Raw genomic sequence first — 16,583 nt, 5'->3', positions numbered from 1 at the left:
TGGTCGGCGCTACTCCGTCGGCCACCGCTGGTCCGAGAGCTCCCTCGCCAGTGCCTGTTCGGTCTCCGTCAGCGGCAGGTCCGGACGCAGTCGCTCGGGGTGGTACGGCGGCGGCGCCGACGGCTCCCCGTGGATCAGCGTCGGCCCGGGCGGAACGTCCCACGGCACGGGCGGGAAGCGGGTGAGGTCGAAGGGCGGGAGCACGCCGTGCATCGGGGCCAGCGCGGCGAGACACTCGCCGACGGTCCGCAGGGCCCGCATACTCCACCGTCGAAGCCAAGTCCTGTGCTGCACTCCGCGCTCCTCCCGCCGTGCGGTCCACGATCGCGGGGTGAGCCTGGCAGCCGGGACTCGAGGAACACTCGGTATCCGCGTCGAGCGGCCCGCGAGCCAGGACCGAGGCCGGGTTCCTACGGTCCTGCGCATGACCACCCTTGAGGAACCGGCCACTGTCACCGCCGCCACGGGAAGCACCCGCGACCGGACGGCCGCCCTGCACGCCATGCGGGAGCGGGTGCTGCGCGGCCCCGGCGAGCAGGCCACCGCGGCACAGCACGCGAAGGGCAAACTCACCGCACGGGAGCGGATCGGCCTGCTCCTGGACGAGGGGTCCTTCCAGGAGATCGAGCCGCTGCGCCGGCACCGGGCCACCGGCTTCGGCCTGGAGTCCCGGCGTCCGCACACCGACGGCGTCGTCACGGGCTGGGGCACCGTCCACGGGCGCACGGTCTTCGTCTACGCCCATGACTTCAGGATCTTCGGCGGCTCGCTGGGCGAGGCGCACGCCCAGAAGATCCACAAGATCATGGACCTGGCCCTCGCCGCCGGGGCGCCGCTGGTGTCGCTCAACGACGGCGCGGGCGCGCGGATCCAGGAGGGCGTGACGGCCCTGGCCGGGTACGGCGGGATCTTCCGGCGCAACGCCGCGGCGTCCGGGGTGATCCCGCAGATCTCGGTGATGCTCGGCCCGTGCGCCGGCGGTGCCGCCTACTCCCCGGCGCTCACCGACTTCGTGTTCATGGTCCGGGAGACCTCGCAGATGTTCCTCACCGGCCCGGACGTGGTGCAGGCGGTCACCGGCGAGACGATCGGACAGGACGGGCTCGGCGGCGCCGACGTGCACGCGTCGGTGTCGGGGGTCGCCCACTTCGCCTTCGACGACGAGCGCGGTTGTCTGGAGGAGGTGCGCTACCTGCTGTCCCTGCTGCCGCAGAACAACCGCGAGGCCCCGCCGTACCGGCCCACCGACGACCCCGCGGACCGCCCCAACGAGGCGCTCACCGAGCTCGTCCCGGCCGACGGCAACCGACCGTACGACATGAGGGCGGTGATCGCGGAGATCGTCGACGACGGCGAGTTCCTCGAGGTCCACGAGCACTGGGCGGCCAACGTGCTGTGCGTCCTGGCCCGGGTCGACGGCCGGGTGGCCGGCGTGGTGGCCAGTCAGCCGATGTCGCTGGCCGGGGTGCTGGACATCGACGCCAGCGAGAAAGCGGCCCGTTTCGTGCAGCTGTGCGACGCCTTCAACATCCCCCTGGTCACCCTGGTGGACGTGCCGGGCTTCCTGCCCGGGGTGGGCCAGGAGCACGGCGGGATCATCCGGCACGGGGCCAAGCTGCTGTACGCCTACTGCAACGCCACCGTGCCACGGGTGCAGTTGATCCTGCGCAAGGCGTACGGGGGCGCGTACATCGTCATGGACTCCCGGTCGGTGGGCGCCGACCTGTCCTACGCCTGGCCCACGAACGAGATCGCCGTCATGGGGGCTGCGGGCGCCGCCGAGGTCGTCTTCCGCCGGGAGATCGCCGCCGCTGCGGACCCCGAGGCGGTGCGCGCCGAGCGGACCAGGGCGTATGAGAACGAGCTGATGCATCCGTACCACGCCGCCGAGCGCGGACTCGTCGACGACGTCATCGACCCGGCGCGGACCCGTTCGGTGATCGCCGCCGCCCTCGCCGTGCTCCAGTCCAAGCACGCCGACCTGCCCGACCGCAAGCACGGCAACCCCCCGCTCTAGTGCGTCCGTGTCCGTCCCGTCCCCCAGGAGGTCCCCGCCCATGTCCGTCCCGACGTCCACCGAGCCGGTCCTGCGTGTCGTCAGCGGCACAGCGACCGACGAGGAACTCGCCGCCCTCACCGCCGTCCTCCTCTCCCGGCTCGCCGGAACCCTCCCGCCGCCCGTCCCCCTCCGGTCGGTCGACCGGTGGTCACGCGCCGAGCGGCTGCGGGCCCTGTGGTCCCCGACCAGCTGGCGCCGGGCCGCCTGACCGCCCGCGGATCGCCGCCGTCCCCCGGCCCGCCCCGGCCGGGGGACGGCGGCTTCGTTCTGTCATCGCCGTGCCGAGCGCCCGCCGCGGATCAGCCGCCCACGGGTGAGGTCCGGTCCGGACGGGCGGCCGCGGAGCCGGCGGGCTCGGTGCGCGACGCGAGCCGGGACGGCCACCAGCTGAGCCGGTCGAGCCGCAGCGTGAGCGCGGGGACCAGCAGCGACCGCACCAGGAAGGTGTCGAGCAGCACGCCGAAGGCCACGATGAACGCCTGCTGGGCCATCGACACCATGGGGACGACCGCGAGTGCGGCGAAGGTGGCCGCGAGCACCACGCCGGCCGAGGTGATGACGCCGCCGGTGGTGCGCAGGGCCGTCGTGACGCCGGCCCGGGTACCTGTCCGCAGCGCCTCCTCGCGCACCCGGTGCATCAGGAAGATGTTGTAGTCGACGCCGAAGGCCACCAGGAAGACGAACCCGAGCAGTGGCACCCAGGGTTCCGCGCCCGCGAAGTCCAGCACGTGGTCGAAGACCAGTGCGGAGACCCCCATGGTCGCGGCGTACGACAGGACGACGCTCGCCACCAGCACCAGCGGCGCGACCAGGGAGCGCAGCAGCAGCGCGAGGATCACCAGGATCACCGCGAGAACCGCGGGGATGACGACCTTCAGGTCCCGCTCGCCGGCCGTCCGGGTGTCCAGGGCGACGGCCGTGTAGCCGCCGACCTGGGCGTGCGCCCCGGATACGGCGTGCACCGCCGTACGCACGCGTCGTACCGCCCGCTCGCCCGCCGGACCGTCGGGGGTCACGTCGAGGACGGCGCTCACCGAGACCAGGCCGTCCTCGGGACCCTGGCGGGTGACGGCGGCGACGCCGGGCACCCCCCGCACCGCGGTGACCACCGCGTCGGCCCGCGCGGCCCTGGCGATCACGGTGACGGGGGTCGCCGTGCCGCCGGGGAAGTGCGCGCCGAGCACCCGCTGTCCGGCGACGGCGTCCGTGGTCTTGGTGAATCCGTCGGACAGGGCGAGTCCGGAGGCCCTGAACTGCCCCACGAACGCGGCGCCCACCGCCAGCAGCAGTACGCTCGCGGCCAGCACGGTCCGCTGCCTGCGCTCCACCAGCCCGGCCACCCGGGCCCAGACACCCTGCGCGCCACGTCCGGTGCTGCCGTAGGTCGGGCGCAGCGGCCAGAAGGTGCCGCGTCCGGTGAGCGCGAGCACCGCCGGCAGGAAGGTGAGTCCGGCGAGCAGGGAGGCGAGGATGCCGAGCGCGGCCACCGGGCCCAGGCTGCGGTTGCTGTTGAGTCCGCTGAGCAGCAGGCAGAGCGTGCCGAGGACCACGGTGCCGCCGGAGGCCAGCACCGGCCGGAGCACCGCCCGCCAGGCGGTGGTCAGCGCCTCGCGGGCGTCCTCGGTGCGGCGCAGTTCCTCCTGGTAGCGGCTGACCAGCAGCAGGGCGTAGTCCGTGGTGGCGCCCACCACCAGGACCAGCAGCACGCCCTGGCTCTGGCCGGTCAGGGTGAGGTGACCGCCCTTGGCCAGGGCGTAGACCACGGCGGCCGCCAGACCCATGGCGAACACGGCGGCCAGCAGGACGAGGAACGGCAGGGTGGGACTGCGGTACACCAGGATCAGCACCAGGACCACGAGTCCGACCGCGACCAGCAGCAGGGTGCCGTCCAGGCTGGTGAAGGCCGCGCCCAGGTCGGCGAAGAGCCCGGCGAGGCCGGTGACGTGGACGACCGGGCCGGGCCCGGAGTGCACCCGGTCCCGCAGGGTGGTCACGGTGTCGTGGACCCACTGGGTCCGGTTGCTCACCGGGACGGTGAACTGCAGGGCCTGGCCGTCCTCGGACGCCCGCACCGGGCTCACCGGACCTGTGAGGTGGGGCAGCCGGGCAGCGAAGGCCGCGTCCGCGGCGGCCTTGGCGCGGTCGGCGGGGGTGATGCCGGACGTCCGCTCGTAGACCACGACGGCCGGATAGGTCTCGGCCGTCCGGTCGAACCGGGCCTGCGCCTGGTCGGCCTCCACGGACTCGGCGCTGGCGGGGAGGTAGGCCTGGCCGTCGTTGGTGGCCACGTCGGAGAGCTTTCCCTCGTAGGGGCCCGTGGTGGCGGCGAGCACGAGCCAGCCGACGACGAGGAGCGCCGGCAGCAGCCGGCGGAGGATGCGACCGGTTCGCGTGGTGCCGCTTGGGGGTGTCACGGTGAGACCTCCTGGTCAGGTGCGTACGGACGGGGCGGGAGGACGTGGGGGACGCGAGGGCGGCGCACCGGTCCTTCCGGCGGGGAAGCGGGGGCGCGCGCCCGTCCTCCCTGCGCGGTCGAGCGCGGCTCGAGCGCAGGGGCTCCCTGACCTCGCGGGACCGCGCAGTAGGATGCGAGGCCATGGACGAGCCGCTGCCCCCCGTTGCCGGAAAGGCCGCCGGTGTGCCGACGCCGCCGTGGCTGCAGCCCGAGCGGGCGCCGCGCCGGGTCCGCGTACCGCTCAGCCAGGAGACCGTGGTGGACGCGGCCCTCGCGCTGATCACCGAGGAAGGGCTCGACCGCCTCACGATGCGCCGGGTGTCGGACCGGCTGGAGGTCAGCCCCGGGGCGCTGTACGTGCACGTCCGCAATAAGGAGGAGTTGCTGCAGCTGACGCTGGACCGGGTGATGGGCGAACTGTCGCTGCCGGAGCCGGAGCCGGAGCGCTGGGCGGAGCAGGTGAAGGAGTTCGCCCGGGCCACCCGGGCGCTGCTGTCGCGGTACCCGGCGGTGGCGCAGATGTCCTTCGGCCAGATTCCGTCGGGCCCGAACGCGGTGGTGGTCTTCGAGGGGCTGCTGGCGATCCTGACCGCCGGCGGTCTGTCGGGCCGGGACGCGGCGTACGCGGCCGAACTGGTCGCCGGCTACGTCAAGTCGGCCGTCTTCGAGGCGAGCGTGTGGCGGGAGGCGGACGCCCAGGGCGCCTCGGTCGAGCAGCGGCTCGAGCAGGCCCGCGCCTACCTCAGCGCGCTGCCGGCCGAGCGGTTCCCGAACCTGACGACCCTGGCCGGGCCCATGTACGACGCCTCCCCGGGCGACCGCTTCGAGTTCGGTCTCGACGTGCTGGTGGGCGGTCTGACCCGGCTGACCGGACCCGCGTCCGACCCGGCGGGCTGACCCCTCTCCCAGGCCCGCTCCCGGCCCTTCTTCCTGCGAACCCCGCGGCCCGTGCCGCGGGGTTCTTGCGTGCTGTCCGGGCACACCGCCCCCTTGAAGTGAATGCCGTACGCTTGCTGAACGGCGTTTTCTAATGAACAATGTTCACTCAAACAACGCCGCTCAGCAAGCGGCGTGGGCAAAATCTCTGGAGGCCGGGATGTCCACCCAGAACGAGACGGCCGAACGGGCGGCCGAAGAGCGGGAAGAGACCGCCGATCCACAGCGTTGGCGGGCACTGATCGTCGTGATGTGCGCGTCGTTCATGAACCTGCTGGACGGCTCGATCGTGAACGTCGCCACACCCGCCATCGAGAAGGACCTGCACACCGGCTACGCCGCCATCCAGTGGATCGCGGCCGGGTACACCCTGGCCTTCGCCGCGATCCTGATCACCGGCGGCCGACTCGGCGACATCCACGGCCGCAAGCGGATGTTCACCCTCGGGGTCCTCGGTTTCACCGTGGCGTCCGCCCTGTGCGGGCTCGCCACCAGCGGCGGGATGCTGATCGGCAGCCGGGTGCTGCAAGGCGCCTGCGCCGCCGTGATGGTGCCTCAGGTCCTCGGCGTCATCCGCGACATGTTCCCCCGCCGCGAGCAGGTCGTCGCACTGGCCATGTACGGGCCGGTGATGGGACTGGCCGCGGTCGGCGGACCCGTCCTCGGCGGCCTGATCACCCAGGGCGATCTCTTCGGTCTGGGCTGGCGACCGATCTTCTTCGTCAACGTCCCCGTGGGGCTCGCGGCCTTCCTCGCCACAGGGCCGCTGCTGCGCGAGTCCCGGTCGCCCCGGCCGCTCAGGCTCGACCTGATCGGCATGCTGCTGGTCGTGGTGGCCCTGTTGATGCTGATCGCCCCGGTGATCGAGGGCCGTGAGCACGGCTGGCCGGTGTGGACCTTCGTCTGCATGGCGGCCTCGCTGCCCGTCTTCGCCGTGACCGCGGTGTACGAGCGCCGGCGCGACCGCGCGGGCGGCTCACCGCTGCTGGAGCTGAGCCTGTTCCGCAACCGCACCTACCTGGCCGGGCTGCTGGTCACCGTCATCTTCTTCGCCGGAATGGCCGCGTTCTTCCTCGTCTTCGCCCTGTACCTGCAGATCGGCCTCGGGTACTCGACCCTGCGTACCGGCCTGACGATCGGGGCCTGGGCGTTGGGCACGGCGATCGGCGGTGCTGTGGCGGGCGGCTCGCTCGGCCCGAAGTACGGCCGCAAGGTGCTGCAGGCGGGAGCCGCGCTGATGACCCTCGCGGTCGCGGCCACCGTGCTCACCATCCAGCACTACGGCTCCGCGGTCACCTCGATGGAACTGGTGCCGTCGCTGACCGTGGCGGGCGTCGGCATGGGCCTGGTGCTGGCGCCGCTCTTCGACATCATCCTCGCGGGTGTCTCGGACCGGGAGATCGGCTCCGGCTCCGGCATGCTCAACGCCGTCAACCAGATCGGCAACACCGTGGGCGTCGCCGTCGTCGCCACGCTGTTCTTCACCTTCATCGGCCAGCAGGCAGGCACCGCGGCGACCGACTCGGCGGCTCCGGTGCGGGCCGCGCTGACCGCGGCGGCGGTACCGTCCGCCCAACAGCGGTCGATCCTCGCCGACTTCAGCGCGTGCAGCCATGACGAGGCGGTCAACAAGGACCAGGGCCGGACCCCTCCGAGCTGCGCCCGGCTGGCGCGCGAGATCCGCTCGTCCGCCGGTTCGCCCCGCGAGGCCGCCGCGATCGGCCGGGCGGTCGGTGCCGCCGGTACCGAGGCGACCGGCACCGCGTTCACCTCGGCGGTCAAGCGGACCCTGTGGATCGAGGTCGGGCTGTTCGCCCTGACCTTCGTCCTGGCCTGGCTGCTCCCCCGACGGGCCCGCGGCCACGTCCCGGACACCACTGCGGGCTGACCCGCCCCCCTCTCCAGGCCCAGGAGGGCCGGCCGAACGGCCGGCCCTCCTCCTGTACGCGGTGCGGCATGCGCCCCTGCTCCGAGTGCGGTGCCACTCACGGCCCGCGGCCCAGGCCCGGCCCTCCAGCCCCCAAAGCACGAGGCCACCCGCGGCTCGAGCCGGTTCCCATCCCGCCTCCAGTCGGGGCGGACACGATCGAGCTCACGTCAGTGCCGAGCCACATCAGGAGGCAGTTCATGTCGGGTATCGCCGGGTGGGTCGACTACAGCAGGGATCTGACCAGTTGGCTCCCGACCGTGAGGACCATGGCGGCCGAGCTCGCCCACCGCGGCCCCGACGCCGAAGAGCTGTGGGCCGACGGCCACGCCGCCCTCGCCCGGCGCGTCCTGGCCGCCGACGGCCCCACCGTCCGTGAGCCGTGGACGGTCGCCGACGCGAACGGCACCCCCGTCGCGGCCGTCGCCTTCGCCGGGCTGCTCACCAACACCCGCTCCCTCGCCGCGGAACTCGCCTCCCGGGGCCACCGCCACGCCGCCGCCGGCAGCCAGGAACGCACCGTCCTGCACGCCTACCTGGAGTGGGGGCCCGCCTTCGTCGAACGGCTGGAGGGTGTCTTCGCCTTCGCCCTGTGGGACATCCGGTCGCAGGAACTCCTGCTCGGCCGGGACCGGCTCGGCTTCACCCCGCTCTACTACGCACCGGTCCCCGGCGGTGTGCTGTTCGGATCCGAGGCCAAGGCCATCCTCGCCACCGGCGCGGTGGAACCGGTCGTCGACGCCCAGGGAATGCTGGAGATCCTCACCTACGCGGGCAGCCCGGAGCACGCCGTCTACCGCGACCTGCGCAAGGTGCGGGCCGGGACCGTCGTACGCGTCGGCCGCAACGGCACCCGGACGCTGCCGTACTGGCGCATGACCTACCGGGAGCACACCGACGACCTGCCGACCACCGTCGAGACCGTGCGCGAGCTGCTCGGCCGGTCGGTGAGCGACCAGATCGCCCACGACGGTCCGGTCAGCTCCATGCTCTCCGGCGGCCTGGACTCCAGCGCCATGGTCGGGCTCGCCGACCGGCTGCGGCCCGGCCGGCCGCAGAAGACGTACACCGTGACCTTCACCGGCTACGACGAGCAGTTCCAGCCCGACGTCATCCGCTCGACGCCCGACACCCGGTTCGTCAGGGACGTCGCCGACCGGGTGGACGCGGAGCACTTCGACATCGTGCTGGACACCGAGGAGCTGACGGACCCCGTGGTCCGCCGGGCGGCGTTGCGCGCGCGGGATCTGCCCAGCACGTACGGCGACATGAACACCTCCCTCTACCTGCTGTCGCGGGCGGTCCGCGAACACACCCGGATCGTGCTGTCCGGCGAGACCGCCGACTCGGTCTTCGGAGGCAACGTCTTCAGCGACGAGGAGGAGCCCGGCGGCGAACCGCTGCCCTGGGTGGCCCTGGCCCGCCGGCACGGTGCCCGCCACGCCCTCGGCTGCGGGCTGCTCTCCGACGACCTGCTGACCCGGCTGGACGTGCACGGCTACGCCGTCGACCGCTGCCGCGAGGCCCGCGAGGAGCTGGACCTGCCTCACTCGCTGCCCGCCGCCGAGCGCCGCGCCCGTCAGTACACCTATCTCCAGCTCACCCGCTGGGCCGAGAACCAGCTCGCGCACAGCGAACGCATGGCGGCGGCGGTTGGGCTCCAGCTGCGCATGCCGTACGCGGACACGCGGCTCATCGACTACGTCTTCAACGTCCCGAACGCCATGAAGACGTTCGACGGCCGGGAGAAGAGCCTGCTGCGGGCCGCCACCGACGACGTGCTGCCCGAATCGGTGCTACGGCGGCGCAAGAGCCCCTTCCCCATCGCCATCGACCCCGGCTACCAGAAGACCGTCGTCGAGGACCTGCGCGCACTCGCCGACGACCGGGACGCCCCGGTCGGCCCGCTGCTCGACCGGGCGGCCGTGCGTCAGCTGCTCGACCGGCCGGGCGGGCCGCCGGAGAACTGGATCATCCGCACGGACGCCGAGACCGTGCTCTCCCTCGACCAGTGGCTGCGCCACTACGGCGTGCGGCTGGCGCTCTGAACCCGTCACCGCGCCGGACAGCCACCGGACCACCGTCAGATCAGAGAGGAACCGACTGCGATGCACCACGAGGAAACGGACCAGCCCGCCGACCGGCCCATCCCCTCCGGCTTCTGGGCATGGGTCTCCCGCAACGCCGAACTGCCTGCCTTCGACCGGCTGTTGTTCCTTCTCTACGGCGTGCGGATCATCGCGATCCTCAACGTCGTCGCCGAACTGGGTGTCGCCGACCTCGTTCGCGAGCGGCCGCGCACCGCCGAGGAGCTGGCGGAGGCCACCGGAACGCGTCCGGACGTCCTGTCCCGTGTCCTGCGCGCCGCCTCGTCCATCGAGCTCTTCGCCGAACTGCCCGACGGCCGCTATGTGATGACCCCCGAGGCCGAGTCGCTCGCCTCGGACGGGTTCAGCCTCCGCGACCTCACCCTGTTCAACACCGGCGAGATCTTCACCACCGGCTACGCGGCCCTGATGCACAGCGTCCGTACCGGTGAACCCGCCTTCGACCAGGCCTTCGGCCTGCCGCTGTACGACTATTTCGACGAACACCCCGAAGCCGGGGAGCTGTTCGACCGGTGCATGCTCCAGCGCAGCCGCCTCGTCGTCAACGCCGGCGACCTGCTGTCCACCACCGACTTCTCGCGGTTCTCGCGGATCGCGGACATCGGCGGCGGCAGGGGCCACTTCCTCGGCGAGGTGCTCGGAAAGCAACCGCACGCCACCGGCGTGCTGTTCGAGCGGCAGGCCGTCCTCGACCACGCGGGCGCGCTGCTGGAGCAGTTCGGCGTGCGGGACCGCGTCGACCTGGTCGCCGGGGACTACTTCGTCACGGCGCCCGCCGGTTGCGACGCCTACGTCCTCAACACGGTCCTCAACACGATGGACGACGCCCGGGCCGACACCGTCCTGCGACGCGTCCGGACGGCGATGGGCGACCGCGCCGACAGCCGGCTCTTCATCTGCGAGAAGGTCGTCAGCCACCTGCCCAACAAGTGGGACTACAGCAAGCTCATCGACCTGGACCTGCTGATGCTCTACGGCGGCGGCGAGCGCACCCTCGCCCAGTGGCGGGAGCTGGCCGGGCGCGCGGGCTTCGAGGTGGTCACGGTGCCCGCCCGGGACAGCTCGCCGTGGACCGCCCTGGAGTGCCGCCCCGTCTGACCCACGCCCCCGGCCGCCCGGGACGACGAACGGAGAGCACCATGCGCCTCGGGGCGTACTTCACCTACGACGAAGCGGCGTGGACGGCGCCGGTGGCTGAGGAACTCGGTTACGAGCTGGGGCTGGTGGCCGAGGGGTACGTCACCGAGGCCGCGGTCGCGCTGGGCGCGGCGGCGAGCCGGACGACCCGGCTCCGGCTCGCCTCGGGCGTGTTCGAGATCCCCGCCCGGACCCCGGTGCTCACCGCGATGACCGCGGCGACGCTGGACGCGGTGTCCGCGGGCCGCTTCACGCTCGGCCTGGGCGTGGCCAACGCGCAGGTCTCGGAAGGCTGGCACGGTGTCCCCTTCGACCGGCCGCTGGCCCGCACCCGCGAGTATCTCGACGTGGTGCGGCTGACGTTGAGCGGACGGCCGGTGAGCCACCGGGGAGAGCACTTCACGCTCGCTCCGCCCGGCGGGCCCTGGGCCCCGTTCACCCTGCGGGTGCCCGGGGCCCGTCCCGATCTGCCCGTGTATCTCGCCGCCGTGGGGCCGCGCAACGTGGAGCTGGCGGGCGAGGTGGCCGACGGCTGGATCGGCAACTTCTGTCCGCCGGACCGGGTCGCCGAGAATGTGCGCCGGCTGGAGACGGGCCGGCGACGGGCCGGCCGGGACGGGCTCGCGGACTTCGACGTCCTGCTGTCGGTGCCCGCCGTCGTGGCCGACGACCCGCGCGAGGCCGCCGAACCGGTGCGACGGTACGTGTCGCGTTTCGTCAGTCTGGGGCGCGGCACCGGGAACTTCTACTACGCGCATCTCGCCCGGCTCGGTCTGGGCGAGGCGGCCGTGGCCGTCCAGGAGCGGTTCCTCGCGGGTGACCCGGTGGGCGCCGCGGCGGCCGTGCCGTTCGACTTCGTCGACCGCATCGCCCTGCTGGGACCGCCGGAACGGATCGCTGAACGGCTGCGCGCCTACGACAAGGCCGGCGTCACGACACTCGCGGTCTCTCCGCTGTCCGCCACTTCCGAGGAGCGGGTACGGACCCTGACCGGGGTCGCCGCCGCCGGACGCCTGGCGGGACTGTGACCCCCGGTCCGCCGCCCCACCAATCGACCGCTCTCCCGGGAAGGATCAAGGACGGGACATGAGAGTGCTCTTCTGCACATGGGCCTGGCCGTCGCATCTGTATGCCCTGGTCCCCCTCGCCTGGGCCTGCCGGGCCCGCGGCCACGACGTGGTGGTGGCGAGCCAGCCCGCGCTGCTCGACGAGATCGCGCGCACCGGCCTGCCGGGCACCGCCGTCGGGACGGACGTGGACTCGGTCGGGCTCGTCCGCGGTTATGTGCTGCCGTCGGCGGCGGACGGGCCGCCCGCACCGGCGGGTCGGCCCGCCGGGGGCGGTCCGCGCGCCCTGCGCATGGTGCTGGACAACGCCGAGTCGATGACGGACGACCTGGTGGACCTTGTCCGCGGCGCGGGGGTGGACCTCGTGGTCCACGACCCGACCGCCATGGCCGGTCCGATCGCCGCGGCGGCGGCCGGTCTCCCCGCCGTGCGTCATCTGTACGGCACCGACCTGCTGCTGCGGGCCCGCGTCCCGCTCACCGAGGCCCTCGCACCGTTGGCCGCACGGCACGGCGCGAGCGGATTCGACCCCTTCGGCGCGGCGACCGTGGATCCCACCCCCACGGGTCTCCAGGTGCCCACCGACTACCGTCGGCTGCCGATGCGTCACGTGCCCTACAACGGATCGTCGAGGGGCCCGCGGCCGGCGGAGGACAGCGGCCGGCCGCGTGTCTGTGTCACCTGGGGGCACACGATGGCCCGGCTCGGCCCTGATCGCTTCCTCGGCGCCCGGACGGCGGCCGCGCTCGCCGCGGCCGGGACGGAGGTCGTCCTGGCGGTCTCCGAGGCCCAACTGCCCCTGCTCGACGGCGTGGTGCCGCAGGAGGTCGAGGTCGTGGTGGACACGGCTCTCGACCGGCTGCTCCCCGGCTGCGACCTGGTCGTCTCCCACGGCGGTGCCGGGACGGTCCTCACCGCCCTGCGGCACGGGCTGCCGTTGCTCCTGGTGCCACAGCTCCCCGACCATGCCGGGCACGCCCGGCGGGTGGCCGAGGCGGGCGCGGGCGAGGTCCTGACCCGCGACGAGGCCACCCCGGAGCGCTTGCTGGAGTCGACCCGGCGGCTGCTGCCGCAGGACGGTCCGGCACGGACGGCGGCACGCAAGCTCCAGGCGGAGATGGCGGCCCAACCGTCCCCGGCGGAGGTGGCCGAACAACTGGAGGGATACGCCGGCGGAGGCGCCGGGCACCTGTGACCGTCCGCCGCGCGAACAGTCGTACGTCGAGGTCCGTCTCCTGGCCAGCGGGAGACGGACCTGTCGCGTACGGGCCGGATCAGCCGAGGGCGGTGCGCGCCAGGAGGTCGAGCTGCGCGGGATCGGCGGTGCACGGGAAGACCAGCAACTCGTCGCAGCCCTGGGCAGCGTACGAGCCGATCGTGTCCTTGAGCTCCCGCTCGTCGGTGATCACGGCACGCGCGGCCATCTCCGCCTTGGGCCCGATGAAGGCGTAGTAGGCCCGCAGATAGCTCTCGGCCCTGGCCCGGGCGTCCGGGCCGAGGCAGGCGTACAGCAGCGCCACCGTCCGCGGCCGCCCGGTGCGCCCCTCGGCCGTCCAGATCTCGCCCGCCCGCCGGGCCAGTTCACCGAACCCGGCCGCTGAGCTGCCGCCCGCGATCCAACCCTCGCCGTGGCGGGCGGCCCGGCGCATCGCGGCCGGGGAGTGGCCGCCGAAGAGCAGGCCCGGACCGCCGCTCCCGGGCCGGGGGCCGATGCCCGGTACCGGGCCTCCGCCGGACCAGGTCTCCCGAAGAGCGACGACGAGGGCGTCGAGCCGGCGCCCCCGGTCCCCGTACACCGCTCCGGTGGCCCGGTAGTCGTCGTCCCGTCCGCCGGCCGCCAGGCCCACGACGAGCCGTCCGCCGGAGAGTTCGTCGAGGGAGGCGAGCTGCTTGGCCAGCAAGGCGGGGCCGGGGCGGTAGGGGGCGATCAGGATCGTGGTGGCGAGCCGGATCCGCTCGGTGACGGCCGCGGCGGCGGCCAGTGACACCAGCGACTCGTAGTTGTCGTACACCAGGCGGTCGAGGACGCCGAGCGTGGAGAACCCGTACCGATCCGCCTCCCGCGCCCAGGTCAGCAGCCGGTCGCGGGTGGCGTCGGGGACGGTGGTGGGCAGGCCAACTCCGATGTCCACGGAGAACGTCCTTCCTGTCGGCTGGTCGCTTCTTCGCTCCTACGCCAGGGATAGCCGGTCCTCCTCGAGGACGGCCTGAGGTCCACGGGACCGCCGCCCGGCCGCCGTGAGCGCCCTTCGAGCCGTACTCCATCGCCGCCTGCGACTGTCCGACACAGCGGCGGTGGCGCCCGACCACGCCGTCCTGGAAGGAGTCCGCGCATGACGCTCACCACCCCGGACGTCAGCACCCCCTCCGGCATCATCCGGATGGCCAACATGTTCTGCGACGCCAAGGCACTGCTGACCGCCGTCGAGTTCGGTCTGTTCACCCACCTGCACCGGCACGGCCCGGCCACCGAGGAGGACGTGCGCGCCCACCTCGGTCTGCACGGACGGGGTCTGGCCGACTTCCTCGACCTGCTCACCGCCCTGGGGCTGCTGGTGCGCGAGAACGGCACCTACCGCAACGCCGAGGGCCCGGACCGCTTTCTGGTGGCGGACCACAGGGACTACGTCGGCGGGTTCCTCCAGCGCTCGAACCGCAACCTGTACCCCGCCTGGGGCAGGCTCTCCGAGGCCCTGCGCACCGGGGAGCAGCAGTCGGGCAGCCACTTCGAGGCGGTCACCAACAACCCGGGCATCCTGCGGCAGTTCGTGGGGATGATGGACGCGCTGACACAGGTGATCGGCCCGGAGCTGGTCAAGTCGTTCGACTGGTCGCGCAGTTCCTCGGTGCTGGACATCGGTGGCGCGCGCGGCAACCTCGCCTCCATCGTCGTGGCCGCACAGCCCCACCTGACCGGCCACGTCTTCGATCTGCCCGCCATGGAGCCGCTGTTCACCGAGCACATGGCCGAGCGCGGTCTGACCGGGCGGGTGGAGTTCCACGGGGGTGACTTCTTCGACGACGGCGTTCCCGTCACGGCGGACGTGGTGACGATGGGGCACGTCCTGCACGACTGGGACCGGGACCGGCGCGAGCAGTTGGTGCGTACTGCGTTCGACGCCGTCAACCCCGGGGGGTACCTGCTGGCGTACGACCGCATGCTCGACGAGGGGCCTGCGTACGTGGAGAACCTGGTGATCAGCCTGGACATGCTGCTGGTGACCGACGGCGGTTCCGAGTACCCGGTGTCGGAGCTGCTGGGGCACGCCGAGAAGGCCGGCTTCGTCTCGACCGAGGTCCTGCCGCTCGGCGAGTTCGACACCCTCGTCATCGCCCACAAGGCGCCCTGACCACCCCACGGGGGCGGCGCGCTGTCTCCGGTGCGCGCCGCCCCGCCGCCGTGCTCCGGGCCCGGTCGCGCGGCCCGGGATTTCTGGGAGGAAGCTGATGGATCACCAACTGTCCGGCAAGCGGGTGCTGGTCACCGGCGGTACCCGGGGAATCGGCCGGGCCGCGGTGCTCGCCTTCGCGCGCTGCGGTGCCCGCGTCGCCGTCGTGTCCCGGGGCGGGGATCGGGAGCAGGCCCTGGAGCGGGAGTTGAAGGAGCTGGGAGCGTGGCACCTGCTGGTGCGCGCGGATGTGACGCGTGCGGAGGAGGTCACCGAGCTGGCCGATCGGATGCGGGAGTCCCTGGGCGGCCTCGACGTGCTGGTCAACAACGTGGGCGTGGACGGGCACACGGCCTTCGACGAGCTGACGCCCGACGAGTGGCACCGGGTCGTGGACCACAACGTCACCTCCACGTACCTGGTCACCGGGGCCGTGCTGGACCTCCTCGGTGCGGGGGCCTCGGTCGTCAACGTGGGCGCCTCGGTGGCGCTGCGGGGACGGCCCGGCGGGGCCCACTACGCGGCCTCCAAGGCGGCTCTGATCGGCCTCGGGCGGTCGCTGGCCAAGGAGTTGGGGCCACGCGGGGTGCGGGTCAACACGGTCGCTCCCGGGGTCATGGGGGGTGAGCCGGGATCGGGTCCGCCGCCGGCCGTGGCGGCGCGGATCGCCGCGACGACCGCCCTGGGACGGCTGGGCCGGCCCGCGGAGGTGGCGGGCGCGATCCTGTTCCTCGCGGGCGCCGCCTCGTCGTACGTCACGGGTCAGGTCCTCGACGTGGACGGCGGGATATGAACGCGGCGGGGCCGGTGGCCGGGGTGCGTCGCACGGTGCTCGTGACCGGGGCGGCACGTGGTCTCGGCCTCGCGGTCGCCACGGCGCTGCACGGTCTGGGGCACCGGGTGCTGGCCGGGGTGCGCGACGAGCGGGACGGCGCGCGGGTCGCGGCGGGGCTCGGCGGGGACGCCGTCCCGCTGGTGCTGGACGTCACCGACGCGGCCTCGGTGGCCCGGGCCGCTCGGGCGGCGGGTCCGGTGGACGTCGTCGTGAACAACGCGGGTGTTCAGCTCGACTGGGGGACCCGGCCGTCGTCGGTGGCGCTGGACGCGGTGGCGGACACCTTTGCGGTGAACCTCTTCGGGGCCTGGCGGGTGTCGCAGGCGTTCGTGCCCGGCATGGTGGAGCGCGGCTGGGGCCGAATCGTGATGGTCTCCAGCGGGGCGGGGTCGTTCACCCACGGCATCGCCCCGCAGTGTGCCGGCTACTCGGTGTCCAAGGCCGCCCTCAACGCCCTGACGGCGACGCTCGGTGCGGAGCTGGTCGGCACGGGAGTGCTGGTCAACGCGGTCAATCCGGGTCTGGTGCGGACCCGCATGCGACCGGACGCGCCGCAGAGCCCCGAGGAGGCGGCCAAGGCGGTGGTCCACGCGGCGCTGCTGCCCGACGACGGCCCCACCGGGGTGTTGCTGCGGAGGGGGGCCGTCATCGGCTGGTAGGCGGCCGCGGC

The 16,583-nt window shown here is 73.2% G+C and carries 14 protein-coding genes; 11 read left to right on the top strand and 3 right to left on the bottom strand.

Features of this window, described 5'->3' with window-relative positions; all coding sequences use genetic code 11:
* Nucleotides 1–9 precede the first annotated feature (9 nt).
* Nucleotides 10–261, bottom strand: coding sequence for a DUF6059 family protein (locus AC2XR2_RS34355; RefSeq protein WP_381300000.1), 252 nt, complete (start codon nucleotides 259–261; stop codon nucleotides 10–12).
* 163 nt (nucleotides 262–424) lie between these two features.
* On the opposite strand from AC2XR2_RS34355, the gene AC2XR2_RS34350 reads away from it, so the two are divergent.
* Complete coding sequence (locus AC2XR2_RS34350; RefSeq protein ID WP_491517159.1) at nucleotides 425–2,017, top strand: acyl-CoA carboxylase subunit beta; 1,593 nt, start codon at nucleotides 425–427, stop codon at nucleotides 2,015–2,017.
* Nucleotides 2,018–2,057: 40 nt separating this feature from the next.
* Nucleotides 2,058–2,267 carry an acyl-CoA carboxylase subunit epsilon gene (locus AC2XR2_RS34345; RefSeq protein ID WP_381299997.1) on the top strand — a complete coding sequence of 70 codons (210 nt, stop codon included), beginning with the start codon at nucleotides 2,058–2,060 and terminating at the stop codon, nucleotides 2,265–2,267.
* A 91-nt stretch (nucleotides 2,268–2,358) separates the two neighbouring features.
* Here the strand turns inward: AC2XR2_RS34345 and AC2XR2_RS34340 are convergent, their stop codons facing one another.
* On the bottom strand, nucleotides 2,359–4,473 hold the full coding sequence (locus AC2XR2_RS34340; protein ID WP_491517158.1) for an MMPL family transporter: 2,115 nt from the start codon (nucleotides 4,471–4,473) through the stop codon (nucleotides 2,359–2,361).
* 182 nt (nucleotides 4,474–4,655) lie between these two features.
* On the opposite strand from AC2XR2_RS34340, the gene AC2XR2_RS34335 reads away from it, so the two are divergent.
* From AC2XR2_RS34335 to AC2XR2_RS34310, 6 genes are all read left to right on the top strand, one after another.
* Complete coding sequence (locus AC2XR2_RS34335) at nucleotides 4,656–5,411, top strand: TetR/AcrR family transcriptional regulator (protein ID WP_381308162.1); 756 nt, start codon at nucleotides 4,656–4,658, stop codon at nucleotides 5,409–5,411.
* A 199-nt stretch (nucleotides 5,412–5,610) separates the two neighbouring features.
* Nucleotides 5,611–7,338 carry an MFS transporter gene (locus tag AC2XR2_RS34330; RefSeq protein WP_491517157.1) on the top strand — a complete coding sequence of 576 codons (1,728 nt, stop codon included), beginning with the start codon at nucleotides 5,611–5,613 and terminating at the stop codon, nucleotides 7,336–7,338.
* A 239-nt stretch (nucleotides 7,339–7,577) separates the two neighbouring features.
* Nucleotides 7,578–9,425, top strand: a complete 1,848-nt coding sequence (gene asnB, locus AC2XR2_RS34325; protein ID WP_491517156.1) for an asparagine synthase (glutamine-hydrolyzing) — start codon at nucleotides 7,578–7,580, stop codon at nucleotides 9,423–9,425.
* A 60-nt stretch (nucleotides 9,426–9,485) separates the two neighbouring features.
* Nucleotides 9,486–10,583 (top strand): methyltransferase, encoded by a 1,098-nt coding sequence (locus AC2XR2_RS34320; protein ID WP_491517155.1) that lies wholly within the window; start codon nucleotides 9,486–9,488, stop codon nucleotides 10,581–10,583.
* A gap of 41 nt (nucleotides 10,584–10,624) precedes the next feature.
* A complete protein-coding gene (locus tag AC2XR2_RS34315; protein ID WP_491517154.1) occupies nucleotides 10,625–11,650 on the top strand; it encodes an LLM class flavin-dependent oxidoreductase in 1,026 nt (341 codons plus the stop codon).
* 58 nt (nucleotides 11,651–11,708) lie between these two features.
* Nucleotides 11,709–12,884, top strand: a complete 1,176-nt coding sequence (locus AC2XR2_RS34310) for a nucleotide disphospho-sugar-binding domain-containing protein (protein WP_491517153.1) — start codon at nucleotides 11,709–11,711, stop codon at nucleotides 12,882–12,884.
* A gap of 79 nt (nucleotides 12,885–12,963) precedes the next feature.
* Here the strand turns inward: AC2XR2_RS34310 and AC2XR2_RS34305 are convergent, their stop codons facing one another.
* A complete protein-coding gene (locus AC2XR2_RS34305) occupies nucleotides 12,964–13,821 on the bottom strand; it encodes an LLM class flavin-dependent oxidoreductase (RefSeq protein ID WP_381308176.1) in 858 nt (285 codons plus the stop codon).
* 201 nt (nucleotides 13,822–14,022) lie between these two features.
* On the opposite strand from AC2XR2_RS34305, the gene AC2XR2_RS34300 reads away from it, so the two are divergent.
* The 3 genes from AC2XR2_RS34300 to AC2XR2_RS34290 all read left to right on the top strand — a co-directional run bounded on the left by AC2XR2_RS34300 (nucleotide 14,023) and on the right by AC2XR2_RS34290 (nucleotide 16,572).
* Complete coding sequence (locus AC2XR2_RS34300; protein WP_381308179.1) at nucleotides 14,023–15,039, top strand: methyltransferase; 1,017 nt, start codon at nucleotides 14,023–14,025, stop codon at nucleotides 15,037–15,039.
* A 97-nt stretch (nucleotides 15,040–15,136) separates the two neighbouring features.
* Entirely contained in the window at nucleotides 15,137–15,871 is a 735-nt protein-coding gene (locus AC2XR2_RS34295) for an SDR family NAD(P)-dependent oxidoreductase (protein WP_381308181.1), read from the top strand.
* Nucleotides 15,868–16,572, top strand: a complete 705-nt coding sequence (locus tag AC2XR2_RS34290; protein ID WP_491517152.1) for an SDR family NAD(P)-dependent oxidoreductase — start codon at nucleotides 15,868–15,870, stop codon at nucleotides 16,570–16,572. The genes AC2XR2_RS34295 and AC2XR2_RS34290 overlap by 4 nt, the downstream gene beginning before the upstream one ends.
* Nucleotides 16,573–16,583 lie beyond the last annotated feature (11 nt).

Source organism: Streptomyces sp. LS-MS-L19, from assembly GCF_058382285.1.
This window is presented reverse-complemented; position numbering and strand designations above follow the sequence as displayed.

Coding starts and splice junctions, on each gene's coding strand:
- AC2XR2_RS34290 (WP_491517152.1), top strand. CDS start 15,868: ATGAACGCGGCGGGGCCGGTGGCCGGGGTGCGTCGCACGGTGCTCGTG.
- AC2XR2_RS34310 (WP_491517153.1), top strand. CDS start 11,709: ATGAGAGTGCTCTTCTGCACATGGGCCTGGCCGTCGCATCTGTATGCC.
- AC2XR2_RS34295 (WP_381308181.1), top strand. CDS start 15,137: ATGGATCACCAACTGTCCGGCAAGCGGGTGCTGGTCACCGGCGGTACC.
- AC2XR2_RS34330 (WP_491517157.1), top strand. CDS start 5,611: ATGTCCACCCAGAACGAGACGGCCGAACGGGCGGCCGAAGAGCGGGAA.
- AC2XR2_RS34355 (WP_381300000.1), bottom strand. CDS start 261: ATGCGGGCCCTGCGGACCGTCGGCGAGTGTCTCGCCGCGCTGGCCCCG.
- AC2XR2_RS34335 (WP_381308162.1), top strand. CDS start 4,656: ATGGACGAGCCGCTGCCCCCCGTTGCCGGAAAGGCCGCCGGTGTGCCG.
- asnB (WP_491517156.1), top strand. CDS start 7,578: ATGTCGGGTATCGCCGGGTGGGTCGACTACAGCAGGGATCTGACCAGT.
- AC2XR2_RS34300 (WP_381308179.1), top strand. CDS start 14,023: ATGACGCTCACCACCCCGGACGTCAGCACCCCCTCCGGCATCATCCGG.
- AC2XR2_RS34315 (WP_491517154.1), top strand. CDS start 10,625: ATGCGCCTCGGGGCGTACTTCACCTACGACGAAGCGGCGTGGACGGCG.
- AC2XR2_RS34320 (WP_491517155.1), top strand. CDS start 9,486: ATGCACCACGAGGAAACGGACCAGCCCGCCGACCGGCCCATCCCCTCC.
- AC2XR2_RS34345 (WP_381299997.1), top strand. CDS start 2,058: ATGTCCGTCCCGACGTCCACCGAGCCGGTCCTGCGTGTCGTCAGCGGC.
- AC2XR2_RS34350 (WP_491517159.1), top strand. CDS start 425: ATGACCACCCTTGAGGAACCGGCCACTGTCACCGCCGCCACGGGAAGC.